12 protein-coding genes are annotated in these 13,785 nt (G+C 70.6%); 3 read left to right on the top strand and 9 right to left on the bottom strand.

From position 1 onward, the window contains the following. Positions 1–501: 501 nt before the first annotated feature. Positions 502–1,503, top strand: coding sequence for a tryptophan--tRNA ligase (trpS, locus tag ACIQD6_RS32970; RefSeq protein WP_401889832.1), 1,002 nt, complete (start codon positions 502–504; stop codon positions 1,501–1,503). 48 nt (positions 1,504–1,551) lie between these two features. Here the strand turns inward: trpS and proC are convergent, their stop codons facing one another. From proC to ACIQD6_RS32995, 5 genes are all read right to left on the bottom strand, one after another. Then, on the bottom strand, positions 1,552–2,361 hold the full coding sequence (gene proC, locus ACIQD6_RS32975) for a pyrroline-5-carboxylate reductase (RefSeq protein ID WP_401889835.1): 810 nt from the start codon (positions 2,359–2,361) through the stop codon (positions 1,552–1,554). Positions 2,362–2,503: 142 nt separating this feature from the next. After that, the gene (locus ACIQD6_RS32980; RefSeq protein ID WP_401889838.1) at positions 2,504–3,307 is read right to left on the bottom strand and encodes an ABC transporter permease; all 804 of its coding nucleotides are present in this window, start codon (positions 3,305–3,307) and stop codon (positions 2,504–2,506) included. Next, complete coding sequence (locus ACIQD6_RS32985; RefSeq protein ID WP_401889841.1) at positions 3,304–4,074, bottom strand: ABC transporter ATP-binding protein; 771 nt, start codon at positions 4,072–4,074, stop codon at positions 3,304–3,306. The genes ACIQD6_RS32980 and ACIQD6_RS32985 overlap by 4 nt, the downstream gene beginning before the upstream one ends. 267 nt (positions 4,075–4,341) lie before the next feature. After that, positions 4,342–4,812 carry a hypothetical protein gene (locus tag ACIQD6_RS32990; protein ID WP_401890047.1) on the bottom strand — a complete coding sequence of 157 codons (471 nt, stop codon included), beginning with the start codon at positions 4,810–4,812 and terminating at the stop codon, positions 4,342–4,344. A 159-nt stretch (positions 4,813–4,971) separates the two neighbouring features. Beyond that, entirely contained in the window at positions 4,972–5,391 is a 420-nt protein-coding gene (locus ACIQD6_RS32995; RefSeq protein WP_401889844.1) for a hypothetical protein, read from the bottom strand. A 146-nt stretch (positions 5,392–5,537) separates the two neighbouring features. Here ACIQD6_RS32995 and ACIQD6_RS33000 point away from each other — a divergent pair, with 146 nt between their 5' ends. Next, entirely contained in the window at positions 5,538–7,967 is a 2,430-nt protein-coding gene (locus ACIQD6_RS33000) for a protein kinase (RefSeq protein ID WP_401889846.1), read from the top strand. A 141-nt stretch (positions 7,968–8,108) separates the two neighbouring features. Here ACIQD6_RS33000 and ilvD read toward each other — a convergent pair whose 3' ends face one another. From ilvD to ACIQD6_RS33020, 4 genes are all read right to left on the bottom strand, one after another. After that, positions 8,109–9,959: a dihydroxy-acid dehydratase gene (gene ilvD / locus ACIQD6_RS33005; protein ID WP_401889849.1), complete on the bottom strand. Its 1,851-nt coding sequence runs from the start codon at positions 9,957–9,959 to the stop codon at positions 8,109–8,111. Between the two features lie 150 nt (positions 9,960–10,109). Beyond that, a complete protein-coding gene (locus ACIQD6_RS33010; protein WP_401889851.1) occupies positions 10,110–10,724 on the bottom strand; it encodes a TetR family transcriptional regulator in 615 nt (204 codons plus the stop codon). Positions 10,725–10,737: 13 nt separating this feature from the next. Continuing rightward, the gene (locus ACIQD6_RS33015; RefSeq protein ID WP_401889853.1) at positions 10,738–11,730 is read right to left on the bottom strand and encodes a sugar phosphate isomerase/epimerase family protein; all 993 of its coding nucleotides are present in this window, start codon (positions 11,728–11,730) and stop codon (positions 10,738–10,740) included. A 112-nt stretch (positions 11,731–11,842) separates the two neighbouring features. Next, entirely contained in the window at positions 11,843–12,775 is a 933-nt protein-coding gene (locus ACIQD6_RS33020; RefSeq protein ID WP_401889855.1) for a Ppx/GppA family phosphatase, read from the bottom strand. A 40-nt stretch (positions 12,776–12,815) separates the two neighbouring features. On the opposite strand from ACIQD6_RS33020, the gene ACIQD6_RS33025 reads away from it, so the two are divergent. Beyond that, positions 12,816–13,718, top strand: coding sequence for a hypothetical protein (locus ACIQD6_RS33025; RefSeq protein ID WP_401889857.1), 903 nt, complete (start codon positions 12,816–12,818; stop codon positions 13,716–13,718). Positions 13,719–13,785: the final 67 nt, after the last annotated feature.

A 13,785-nucleotide genomic window follows, 5' to 3' on the forward strand; every position in this document is an offset into this window, starting at 1 on the left:
TTCCCTTTCCGGCGGTTCCGACTCTATCAGATCCTTTCGGGCCTGATTCCCAGTCAGCGGGAGGGTGTCTTCCCGGCTGTTGGGCCGTTCCGACGAGTGAGACTTTAGCGGAATCACCGGCCCCGACGCTAATCGGGGCTGCGTTCCTTCGAACGCGGATTCCTCATTTCGCAAAGGCACACGTAAAGCAACGCGACAAGCAGTCGCTTGCTGTAGTGGGTCGTGCGGAATGACTGTCCGGGGACCGACCGGGGCCGGTGCTCACGTCGGACAGCTCGGAGCACATTACGGATCTGTGTATGGCGTGTCAACTTGAGGCGCTGACGGCTACTCTGGCACCCATGACATCGCGTGTGTGCGTCCTTCAGTGGTGGCCCGCCTGACGGCGGCCGCCAGACACACGCGTACTCAACGGCCGCCGCTTCGGCGGCCGTTCTCGTTTTCTCCCTCGGGGAGGCCGGCCGGCAGAGGCGGCGGCTCCGATCAGGAGGGTGAGACGAGATGACGCGGATCTTCAGTGGGATCAAGCCGACCGGGCATCTGACGCTGGGCAATTACCTCGGGGCCGTACGGCGGTGGGTCGAGGTCGATCAGCACCGGGCCGACGCGCTGTTCAGCGTGGTGGATCTGCACGCGCTGACCGTCGAGCACGATCCGGCGCGGGTGCGCAGACTCAGTCGGCAGGCCGCCACGCTGATGCTGGCGGCCGGGCTCGACCCCGCGCTGTGCACCGTATTCGTTCAGAGCCATGTGGATGAGCACACGCGGCTCTCGTATCTGCTGGAGTGCACGGCCACGGACGGGGAGCTGCGGCGCATGATCCAGTACAAGGAGAAGAGCGCGCGGGCGCTGGCGTCCGGGGAGAGTGTGCGGTTCTCCTTGCTGTCGTATCCGGTGCTGATGGCCGCGGACATCCTGGCCTACGGCACCGACGAAGTGCCGGTCGGTGCGGATCAGACCCAGCATGTGGAGCTGACCAGGGATCTCGCGGTGCGGTTCAACCAGCGTTACGGGCACACCTTCGCCGTACCGAAGGCCACCCGGCCGCCGGTGGCCGCGCGGGTCATGGACCTTCAGGACCCGACGGCGAAGATGGGGAAGTCGCACGAGTCGGGCGCCGGGATCGTCTATCTGCTGGACGACGCCGCTGTGGTGCGCAAGAAGATCATGCGGGCCGTCACCGACAGCGGGCAGGACGTCGAGTTCGACCGGGAGACCAAGCCGGGAGTGGCCAACCTGCTGGAGATCCTCGCGGCCTGCGGCGGCGGGGACCCCGAGCAGTTGGCCGGTGGCTACGGGTCGTACGGCGCCTTGAAGAAGGACACCGCGGACGCCGTGGTCGAGCTGCTGCGTCCGCTGCGCGCGCGGCATGCGGAGCTGGCCGCCGATCCCGGGTATGTCGACGGGGTCCTGAGGGAGGGGGCCGCGCGGGCCAGGGGGATGGCGCGGCCCGTGGTCGACGCGGCCTACCGGGCCATCGGGCTGTTGCCGGCCGTCGACTGAGCGGTGATTACCGCCCATCCGGACGCGTCCGGATGGGCGGCGCTCGGGTCAGCCGTTGCCGGAGGCCAGCTCGCGGCTGCGGTCGCGGGCCGCTTCGAGGGCGGCGATGAGGGCCGCACGTACGCCGTGGTTCTCCAGCTCCCGGATGGCGCTGATGGTGGTGCCGGCCGGGGAGGTCACGGCCTCGCGGAGTTTCACCGGGTGCTCGCCGCTGTCTCGGAGCATGACCGCGGCGCCGATGGCGGCCTGGACGATCAGCTCGTGGGCCTCGGCGCGGGGCAGCCCGAGCAGGATGCCGGCGTCGGTCATCGCCTCGACCAGGAAGTAGAAGTACGCCGGGCCCGAGCCGGAGAGGGCGGTGGCCGCGTCCTGCTGGGACTCGGGGACGCGCACGGTCTTGCCGACGCCGCCGAAGATCTCGTCGGCGTGGTTGAGGTGCACGGCGAGGGCGTGGCTGCCGCCCGAGATGACGGACATGCCCTCGTCCACCAGTACGGGGGTGTTGGGCATGACGCGTACGACGGGGGTGCCCGCGGCCAGGCGGCCCTCGATGAAGGCGGTGGTGATACCGGCGGCGGCGCTGATGACCAGGCGGTCGGCGGTGACATGGGGGGTGAGCTCGTCGAGCAGCTTCCCCATGTCCTGGGGCTTCACGGCGAGGATGAGTATGTCGGCGCGCTTGGCGGCGTCGGCGTTGGTGACGGCCTCGACGCCGTAACGGTCGCGGAGCTCGTCCGCCCGTTCGTCGCGGCGGGTGGTGACCAGGAGGTCGGCGGCGCGCCAGCCGGCCCGGATCATGCCGCTGAGCAGAGCCTCGCCGATCTTGCCGGTGCCGAGGACTGCGACTGTCTGGGGCATTTCGGGGTCACCTCGCCGGTGGAAATGTGTGCGGCTGTCGTCCGTAACCCATCCTCGCACCGGGACCGGTCGGCGGGCGTGAGGTGTCCGATGGGCGGTACGGGGGCGCTCAGTAAGGACCCCTGTCTTCCGCGAGGACCCCTCAGGCCGTACGGCGGCGGAGGGTCGCCGCGCCCAGGGCGAGGACAAGTACGGCGCAGCCCGCGACGATCAGCGTGTCGCGTACGAAGTCGCCGGTGATGTCCGGGTGGCGCAGGACCTCGTTCATCGCGTCGACGGCGTACGACATGGGCAGGACGTCGGAGATCGCCTCCAGGGCGGGCTGCATGTTCGCGCGTGGGGTGAACAGTCCGCAGAGGAGGAGCTGGGGGAAGATCACCGCCGGCATGAACTGCACCGCCTGGAACTCGGACGAGGCGAAGGCCGAGACGAAGAGGCCGAGGGCCGTGCCGAGCAGGGCGTCGAGGACCGCGACGAGCAGGAGCAGCCAGGGGGAGCCGACGACGTCCAGGCCGAGGGCCCACACCGCGAGGCCGCTGGCGAGAGCGGACTGGACGAGGGCGATGAGGCCGAAGGCCAGGGCGTAGCCCACGATCAGATCGGCCTTGCCGAGCGGCATGGCGAGCAGGCGTTCCAGGGTGCCCGAGGTGCGTTCGCGCAGGGTGGCGATGGAGGTCACCAGGAACATCGTGATCAGCGGGAAGACGCCGAGCAGCGAGGCGCCGATGGCGTCGAAGGTGCGCGGGCTGCCGTCGAAGACGTACCGGAGCAGGAAGAGCATCACGCACGGGACGAGCAGCATCAGCGCGATGGAGCGCGGGTCGTGGCGCAGCTGGCGGAGCACGCGGGCGGTGGTGGCGAGGGTGCGGGCGGCGGAGAGCGGGGGCGCGGTGGCCTTCGGGGCGGTGGCCGACAGGGTGCTGGTCGTGGTCTCGGTGGTGGTCATCGGGCGCTCTCCTGGTGTGCGTTGGCCTCGTCGACCAGGTGGAGGAAGGCCGCTTCGACGGTCTCCGTGCGGGTACGGGCGCGGAGTGCGTCCGGAGTGTCGTCGGCGAGGATCTCGCCGTCGCGCATGAGGAGGAGCCGGTGGCAGCGTTCGGCTTCGTCCATGACGTGGGAGGAGACGAGGATCGTCGCGGCGCGCTCGGCGGCGATGCGGTGGAAGAGGGTCCACAGGTCGCGGCGGAGTACGGGGTCGAGACCGACGGTCGGCTCGTCGAGGACGAGCAGCTCGGGTGAGCCGAGGAGGGCGACGGCGAGGGAGACCCGGCTGCGCTGGCCGCCGGAGAGCCGGCCCGCCAGTGAGTCGGCGTGCGAGGTGAGGTCGACGTCGGCGATGGCCTGGCCGACGGTCTCCCGGCGGGCGGCGCGGCGGGCCCGTCCCGGGTCGAGCACGGCGGCGAAGTAGTCGAGGTTCTGCCGGACGGACAGGTCGTCGTAGATGGAGGGCGCCTGGGTGACATAGCCGATCCTGGCGCGCAGGGCGGTGTCGCCGGCGGGCCGGCCGAGGACGTCGAGCGTGCCGGTGGCCTTGGCCTGGGTGCCGACGACGGCGCGCATCAGGGTCGATTTCCCGCATCCGGAGGGGCCGAGGAGGCCGGTGATGCGGCCGGGCGGTACGGCGAAGTCGAGGCCTCGCAGGACGGTGCGGTCTCCTCGTCGGACGGTGAGACCTCGGGCGAGGACGGCGGCCCCGTCAGGAGAATTCATCATGTGATGAATAATGGGCGTGCGGGGACCGACTCGTCAAGACGCCGAGGGGTGTTGTTCGCGTGTTGGCGCTACGTGCCGGATTGGCCCTACGTACCGGATGGGCGCTATGTGGATTGGCGCTACGTGGATTGGCGCTACGCGCCGGAGGCGCTCGGCGCACGGAGGGTGACCGCCGGATCGACGGCGTACGCCCCTTCGATCGTTCCGTCGGGGAAGAGCCCGAGTGGTTCGGAGCGCTCGTCCGTGAGGAGCACGGCCGGGAGGCGGCTACTTCCGCTTGGGCTTCCTGCCCTTGTTCCCGCCGGTGCCGCGTGCGGACGGATTGCCCGTGCGGGCGGTGCGGCGGCGCTCGTACTCGCTCACGGACTTCTCGTACTCGCGGCGGCGCAGCCCCTCCCCCGGAGCCTCGGTCAGGGAGCGCAGGAAGTACGCGATCAGCGAGCCGATGAAGCCGATCATCCTGACGCTGCGCAGGGACTCCTCGCGGGCGGGATCGGCCGGGCGGCGGGTGAAGCCGTCCCAGGTCGCGCGGAAGGCGATGGCGCCGCACACCGCGAACACCACGACGACGAGCAGGTCCACGAAGGCGCCCACGTCGGCGATCTCCAGGCCCTGGTAGGCGAAGCGGAGCACGAAACAGCCGGCGACGGCGGCGGCGAGCGAGCCGACGGCGACCCCGACGCGCCGTGCCCCGTAGCCGCCGTCGTGGCCGACCCACGTCGTACCGAAGAAACGGATGCTCTCGGGCTCCGGGCCACCGCGCCCACGGCCGCCGGCCGCCGTGGTGGCGGAGGCGGTCGCGGACGTGGTGACGTCGCGGTGCTCGGCGGGGTCGCGGTGCTCGGGGTACTCGCTCACGGAGCGATTATCCCGCGTATCCCCCGCGCTCCGGTTCGGTCAGGAGCAGCGCACCGCGACATAGCCGCTGCTGCCCGTGTGTACGTACGCGTCCGAGACGTACTCCCCGTTGGCGATGTTGTCCCAGATGTTCGTCGTGCCGTACGGGCCCGAGACCCACTCGCCCGGCTTCTGGCAGTTGATCGGAACGCTCGCGTTGTACGAAAGCACCCTGACGAGCCGGTAGTTCGTGCCCGGACCACTGCGGACATTCAGCCGGTACCCGGGAGCGACCGGATAGCGCTTGGCCCTGGTCGCCTCCAGCGTGGCGGTCGCGGTCGCCTCCAGCGTGGCGGTCGCGGTCGCCTCCAGCGTGGCCGTTGCCGTCGACTCGGCGGGTGCCACCTCCCCGGCGTCCCCCACGACGCCCTCCCCCGTGACGCTTCCTCCCACGACGCTCTCAACCTCTTCGACTGCCATACGGTCCTCCCCCATTGAAGGTGCGCACGCCGTTGTTGAAGGTGCGCACTCGGCGCCGCGCAGGCTAGCAAGCTATGGCTTGATAGCACGCATCATCGACTAGGCTCCGTGCGTCGCGCTTGCGCACGAATACACGGGGGTGGGCCATGCCACCACTGCGCAACACCGGGTCGGCCCCGGAAGCGGAACGTCCGGATTACGCCGGTCGCTATCTGCTGGAATCAGCCCTGGGATCGGGCGGAATGGGTGTGGTCCATCTGGCCACGTCCGCTTCCGGGTTGCGTCTGGCCGTCAAGGTCATCCACACCAACCACGCCTCGGATCCCGAGTTCAGGGCCCGGTTCCGGCAGGAGGTCGCGGCAGCCCGCCAGGTGAGCGGGGCCTTCACCGCGCCCGTGGTCGATGCCGATCCGGAGGCGGAACGGCCCTGGATGGCCACCCTGTTCATCGACGGCCCCACCCTGTCCGAGCGGGTGAAGCGGAACGGTCCGCTGAGCACCGAGGAGCTGGTCAGGCTGGGTGCGGGGCTGGCCGAGGGGCTGCGGGACATCCACCGCGCCGGTGTGGTGCACCGGGATCTCAAGCCCAGCAACGTCCTGTTGGCGGCCGACGGACCCAAGGTCATCGACTTCGGTATCTCGCGCCCCAAGGACAGTGTTCTGCGTACGGAGACGGGCAAGCTGATCGGCACGCCGCCGTTCATGGCGCCCGAGCAGTTCCAGCGGCCGCGTGAAGTCGGCCCCGCCGCCGATGTGTTCGCCATGGGCGCGGTACTGGTCCACGCGGCGACCGGGCGCGGGCCCTTCGACTCCGACAGCCCGTACATCGTGGCGTACCAAGTCGTGCACAACGAGCCGGACTTGGCGGGAGTACCGGAGCAACTCCTTACCCTCATCACGCGTTGTCTGGCGAAGGAGCCGGACGACCGGCCGACGCCGGACGAACTGATGACGGCCCTGCGTACGCCGCACGTGCCGCGGGTTCCGCCGCAGGTTCCGCCGCAGCAAGGGGTGACGGCTCTCGTACCGGCGCAGCGCGGCGGGGGCCCTGGGGCCGTGGTCACGTCTCCCACCACCGCCACCCATCCCAAGTCGCCCCGGAATCACGGGGACCGGACCGGTGGCGACCAGACCGGTGGCGACCGGAATCGCGGTGGCCGGAATCGCGGTGGGGGGCTCGGGACCGTCCGTTCGGCGTCCGGTCCGCGCCGGTACGTCCGCCGGGTGGCCGTCGGCGGGGTGCTGCTGGCGGTGGCCACCGCCGGTTTCGTCGTCGTACGCGCTTCGGAGGACGGGGCCGGGGCCGCGCAGTCGCGCACGGAACGGGCGGCGCAGAAGTTCCGGCCCTGGGACGTCACGTTGAGCGGCGGCGAGGGCAAGAACCGTATGCCCGTCTGTTCCGCCGACGGCGCGAGCGTCTACTGCACGGCGCCGGGCGTCAAGGCGGCCCGGATCAACTCCGCCAATGGCCATGTCGACTGGTCCGTGAAGGACGAGCGCGCCACGGCGGACCCGGACCAGGACGCCGCGCCGTTCCTCTCGGGCGGGCTGCTGCACGTGGTCACACCCGGCGGCACCCACCTGGAAGCGCTCGACCCCGCCTCGGGCGCCAAGCGCTGGGACGTCGGCATATCGTCGTACGCCGCTGTCCGGCACGTCGGCGACACGGTGCTGCTCATGACGGACGACGGGCGGGTACGGTCCCTCGACGGCGCCACCGGGAACGAACGCTGGACCGAGCGGCGCGGCGGGGCGGGCGCTGTCTGGATGTCGGCCGACGGATCGGGCGGCACGAAAGACGCAAGTGGTGCGGACGGCGCGGGTGGCACGGACGGCGCGTCAGGCGCGGGTGGTGCGGGAGGCGCGCTCTTCGCCGCGACGCCGTCGCCCGACGGGGCGACCACCGAGGTCAGTTCGGTCGATCCGGCGAGTGGAGCCCTGCGGTGGCGGAAGCAGCTGAAGGGCACCCTGATCCCGGCGGGGGCCACGGCGAAGGGCAAGGGTACGGGCGACGCGCTGTTCCTGCTCGCCACCGACGCCGACGGTTATACGGACGCGGTGCTACGGGTCGACGAGGCCGGCCGTGTCGTACGGCGCGTCCAGCTGTCCGTGCCGGTCGACCAGGCCCAGGCCACCTTCGCCGGGAACACGGTCTATGTCGTCGGCTACGCGGGATCGCTGCTCGCCGTCGACATGAGCGCCGACGAGACGGGTGCCGACGACACGGGTGCCGCTGACACGAGCGGCGCCGACACGGACGCCGACGACACGAGCGGCGGCGGAACCGAGAAGGCCGGATCCTCTCGGGGCTGGCGGCTGGAGACATCGGTCACCCGGGCCTCGCGCCCGACCGTCGCGGGAAACCACGTCTACCTCAGCGCGGGCGACGGGCGGCTGCTCGCCGTGGACGCCGAGCGCGGGAGGCTGGTGGGACAGACGAAAACCCGGATGAACGACGGGCGTTACACGTTCTCCGGGACACTGCCCGCGCCCGTCACCGCGCCCGGCAAGGTCTTCGCCACCGCGCCCGACGGGTCCGTCTTCGCGGCCACCGCCCGGGACCCCGCGAGCTGGTGACACCGGACGGGACGATCCGGGACGATCCCGGGTGGGTCGCGGGACGATCTCACCGTACGACGGTGCGCCCCGGTTCCCTCGGCCGAAGAGTTCGGCGGAAGGGATCCGGGGCGCACCGTCGTAACAAAACGTACGCGGCCGTCAGCCCAGGCGTGAGACGTCCCGCACCGCGCCCTTGTCCGCGCTCGTCGCCATCGCCGCGTACGCGCGCAGGGCCACCGAGACCTTGCGGTCGCGGTCGGCCGGTGCGAACACACCGTTCAGCGACGCGCGGCGCGTGGCCAGCTCGTCGTCGCCGACGAGGAGCTCGATCGTACGGTTCGGGATGTCGATCCGGATCCGGTCACCGTCGTTGACCAGCGCGATCGTGCCGCCCGAGGCCGCCTCCGGGGAGGCGTGGCCGATCGAGAGGCCGGACGTGCCGCCGGAGAAACGGCCGTCGGTGATCAGCGCGCAGGCCTTGCCGAGGCCGCGGCCCTTCAAGTACGAGGTGGGGTAGAGCATCTCCTGCATACCGGGGCCGCCGCGCGGTCCCTCGTAGCGGATGACGATCACATCGCCCTCGGCGATCTCCTTGAGGAGGATCTTCTCCACGGCCTGTTCCTGCGACTCGCAGACGACGGCCGGGCCCTCGAACGTCCAGATCGATTCGTCGACTCCGGCCGTCTTCACCACGCAGCCGTCGACGGCGAGGTTGCCCTTGAGCACCGCCAGGCCGCCGTCCTTGGAGTAGGCGTGGGCGACATCGCGGATGCAGCCGCCCGCGGCGTCGGTGTCGAGCGTGGCCCAGCGCTCGGACTGGGAGAAGGCCTCGGCCGAGCGCTTGCAGCCGGGCGCCGCGTGCCACAGCTCGACGGCCTCGTCGGACGGCGAGCCGCCGCGCACGTCCCAGGTCTCCAGCCAGTCCTTGATGCTCGGCGAGTGGACGGTGTGCACGTCCTCGTTGAGCAGACCGCCGCGGTACAGCTCACCGAGGATGGCGGGGATGCCACCGGCCCGGTGAATGTCCTCCATGTAGTACGTGCCGCCGGGGGCCACGTTCGGCGCGACCTTGGACAGGCAGGGGACGCGGCGCGAGACGGCGTCGATGTCCGAGAGGTCGTAGCCCAGTTCGGCCTCCTGGGCGGCGGCGAGCAGGTGGAGGATCGTGTTGGTCGAGCCGCCCATGGCGATGTCGAGGGCCATGGCGTTGTCGAAGGCCGCGCGGGTGGCGATATTGCGCGGCAGGACCGACTCGTCGTCCTGCTCGTAGTGGCGCTTGGCGATCTCGACGACCGTCCGGCCGGCGTTCTCGTACAGCGCCTTGCGCGCCGTGTGCGTGGCGAGCACCGAGCCGTTGCCGGGCAGCGAGAGGCCCATGGCCTCGGTCAGGCAGTTCATCGAGTTGGCGGTGAACATGCCGGAACAGGAGCCGCAGGTCGGGCAGGCGTTCTCCTCGATACGGAGGAGGTCCGCGTCCGAGACACTCTCGTCGACCGCGTCCGAGATGGCGTTGATCAGGTCGAGCTTGCGGACCGTACCGTCCACGAGGGTCGCCTTGCCGGCCTCCATCGGGCCGCCGGAGACGAAGACCGTGGGGATGTTGAGGCGCATCGCGGCCATCAGCATGCCCGGGGTGATCTTGTCGCAGTTGGAGATGCAGATCAGCGCGTCCGCGCAGTGCGCCTCGACCATGTACTCGACGGAGTCGGCGATCAGATCGCGGGACGGCAGGGAGTACAGCATTCCGCCGTGGCCCATCGCGATGCCGTCATCGACCGCGATCGTGTTGAACTCGCGCGGCACGGCGCCCGCCGCCTTGATCGCCTCGGAGACGATCCGGCCGACCGGCGCGAGGTGGGTGTGGCCCGGCACGAACTCGGTGAAGGAGTTGGCCACCGCGACAATCGGCTTGCCGATGTCCTCGCTCGCTACGCCCGACGCCCGCATAAGGGCGCGCGCGCCCGCCATGTTGCGGCCGTGGGTGACAGTGCGGGACCTCAGCTCAGGCATCGTCTCTCGCTCCTTCAGCAGATATGACTTCTTCGAGCGTACGCCCCGGATCCAAGATCTGGACACTACGTCCGGGATACGGGACGACTGTTCAGCTTTCGGGCAGCTTCGGTCAGCAGGATCCGGGCGGTTGACGGGATCGCGGCCCGCTCAGGCCTCGGTCAGGTAGCGCTGAAGCGTGGGCGCCACCATCTCGATGATCTCCTCGGTGTCCGCCGACGCCAGCGGCTCCGCCCGGATCACATACCGGAGGAACGCGATCCCGAGCATGTGCGAGGCGGCCAGTTCGGCGCGGAACGTCGGATTCGGTACGTCGAGTTCCTCCGCGATCCGCCCCAGCAACCGGCGCAGTACGAACGTACGCAGTACGTTCGCCGCCGCGTCGTGCGTCAGCGCGGAGCGGATGACCGCGAGCAACGGGGCCCTGGTCACCGGGTTCTCCCAGACCGCGATGAAGTAGCGCGCGAGCCGCTCGCCGATGCTGTCCGGATCTCCGGACAGGACGGCCGGGACGTCCAGGGCCGGTTCGAAGGAGACCTCGATGGCCGCCGCGAAGACCTCGTCCTTCGTACCGAAGTAGTGGTGGACGAGCGCCGGGTCGACACCGGCGGACTTGGCGATGCCCCGGATGGATGTCTTGTCGTAACCGCGCTCGGCGAATTCGGCGCGGGCCGCGTCCAGGATCTTCTGCTGGGCGCTGGGGCCGGTGTCCGTGTCCTTGCGGGCGGGGCGGCCACGGCGGCGGGGGGCCGTGTCACCGGTCATACGGCTGTGCCGTTCATGACGGGCGCGCCCCCGAGGAGCCCGAGGGCCCGGACGAGGACCGGGAACCCGACGAGGACCGGGAACCCGATGGCGACCGGGAACCCGATGAGGAGCCGGACGCGGAAGCCGAGGAACTGGACGCGGAAGCCGTGGTGGCCTGCGGCGCGCCCGACACCGTACGAGAGGCGCGTGCCGCGGCGGACGACGACGCCAGGTGCTGCCTGGCGAAGGCCAGCGCCTCCGCCAGATCCGCCTCGCGCTCGGCGGCGGACATCGCGCGCCGGGTGTTGACCTCGATCACGACATGCCCGTCGAAGGCGCTGCCCGCCAGCCCCTCCAGCAGCTCGGCGCACGGCTGCGTGCCCCGGCCCGGCACCAGGTGCTCGTCCTTCCCGGACCCCCTGCCGTCCGCGAGGTGGACATGCCCCAGCCGGTCGCCCATCCGGTCGATCATGGCCATGGCGTCGGTGCGGGCGGTCGCGGTGTGCGAGAGGTCGACGGTGAAGTGCCGGTAGTCGTCCTTGGTGACGTCCCAGTCGGGTGCGTACGCGAGCATCTCGCGGTCGCGGTAGCGCCACGGATACATGTTCTCGACCGCGAATCGCACGTCGGTCTCCCCCGCCATCCGCCATATGCCGGTGACGAAGTCGCGCGCGTACTGCCGCTGCCAGCGGAAGGGCGGATGGACGACCACGGTCGAGGCGCCGAGCTTCTCGGCCGCCGCCCGCGCCCGCTGGAGCTTCACCCACGGATCCGTCGACCAGACGCGCTGGGTGATCAGCAGACACGGCGCGTGAACGGCGAGTATGGGGACCTGGTGATAGTCGGAGAGCCGGCGCAGCGCCTCGATGTCCTGGCTGACCGGATCGGTCCAGACCATGACCTCGACGCCGTCATAGCCCAGGCGCGCGGCAATCTCGAAGGCCGTCGCCGTCGACTCGGGATAGACCGAGGCCGTCGACAGGGCGACCTTCGCAGCCGGGACGCGCACCACTGGTTCTGCCACGGAGACAGCGTACGGGTCACGCCCAGGTGCTCGGGAGTTGACCGTCCGGGACGGGCCTCGGGCGCCTCGGGCGCCTCGGGTCCGGGACGGGCCTCGGGCGCCTCGGGGCGCCTCAGCCGGGCGGGAGCTGGTCGAGACGGCGGAGGATGACCCCCTCGCGCAGCGCCCAGGGACAGACCTCCAGTATCTCGACGCCGAACAGGTCCATCGCACCCTCCGCGACCAGCGCTCCCGCCAGCAGCTGGGAGGAGCGGCCATCGGACACGCCGGGGAGTTCCGCGCGCTGGAGAGAGGTCATCGCGGCGAGCTTGGGCACCCACTCCTCCAGTGACGTACGACTCAGTTCCCGCTGGACGTAGAGGCCGTCGGCGGAGCGGGCGGCCCCGGCGATCCGGGCCAGCTGCCGGAAGGTCTTGGACGTCGCGACCACATGGTCCGGGCTGCCGAACCGCGCGAACTCCCCGACCGTACGGGCGATTTGCGCGCGTACGTGACGGCGCAGCGCCTTCACATCGATCGGGTCGGGCGGGTCGCCGGGCAGCCAGGCGGCCGTGAGCCGGCCCGCGCCCAGGGGCAGCGAGACGGCGGCGTCCGGCTCCTCGTCGATTCCGTACGCGATCTCCAGCGAACCGCCGCCGATGTCCAGGACCAGCAGTTTCCCGGCGGACCAGCCGAACCAGCGGCGGGCGGCGAGGAAGGTGAGCCGGGCCTCCTGCTCGCCGCTGAGGACTTCAAGATCCACTCCGGTCTCGCTCTTGATCCGCCCGAGGACCTGGTCGGCGTTGCTCGCCTCTCGTACAGCGGAGGTCGCGAACGGCAGTACGGCCTCACAGCCCTTGTCCTCGGCCGCCTGGAGCGCGTCCGCGATGGTGGACACCAGCCGGTCGACGCCCTCTGGGCCGATCGCGCCGTGCTCGTCGAGGAGTTCGGCGAGTCTCAGCTCAGCCTTGTACGAATGCGCCGGCAGCGGACGGGCGCCGCGGTGGGCATCGACCGCGAGCAGATGAACCGTGTTCGAACCGACGTCGAGGACTCCGAGTCTCATGAACGGAACGCTACTGCGGTCGCGCGCATACGCTGGACCTGTGCCAAAGACGAAAAAGGCGAAGCCGGGCAAAGCCAAGGACCCGAAGAAGCAGGATCAGCGGCGGGAGGCGCAGAACGCGGTGCGGAGCAAGGCGTCGAAGATCCCTGACGAGAAGGGCCTGGACTTCGCCCGTGCCTGGGCCGAATTCCCGGACCCCGCCGACGACGAACAGCTCTTCCGCTGCGATCTGACCTGGCTCACCTCACGGTGGACCTGCATCTTCGGCAGCGGCTGCCAGGGCATCCAGGCCGGCCGGGCCGACGACGGCTGCTGCACGCTGGGCGCGCACTTCTCCGACGAGGACGACGAGAAGCGGGTCGCCGGGCATGTGGCGCGGCTCACTCCTGATCTGTGGCAGTTCCACGACGAGGGGAAGGCCACGGGCTGGACGCAGACCGACGACGACGGCGAGCGCCAGACGCGCCGCTGGGAGGGCTCGTGCATCTTCCAGAACCGTCCCGGTTTCGCGGGCGGCGCCGGCTGCTCGCTGCACATCCTGGCGCTGCGCGAGGGGCGCGAGCCGCTGGAGACGAAACCGGACGTCTGCTGGCAGCTGCCGGTACGGCGTACGTACGACTGGATCGAACGGCCCGACGACACGCGCGTACTTCAGGTGTCGATCGGTGAGTACGACCGGCGCGGCTGGGGGTCGGGCGGCCATGACCTGCACTGGTGGTGCACGTCGGCGACCTCGGCGCACGGGGCGGGCGACCCGGTGTACAAGACGTACCGGCCGGAGCTGACGGAGCTGATGGGCAAGGAGGCGTACGACGTGCTGGTCGAGCTGTGCGAGCAGCGCATGGCGAGCGAGCTTCCGCTGGTGGCACCGCACCCGGCGGATCCGGCGCGTAAGGCGGGTTCTGCGGATTCCGCAGGTCCGGGGGCTGATTCGAAGGCCTGATCCGGCGGCTGCTTCAAAGGCTTGAGCGGGCTCGATCGGGGGCGTGGCCCGGCTCGGCCGAAGGCCC

It is taken from the genome of Streptomyces sp. NPDC088400, assembly GCF_044753355.1.
GTDB lineage: Bacteria > Actinomycetota > Actinomycetes > Streptomycetales > Streptomycetaceae > Streptomyces.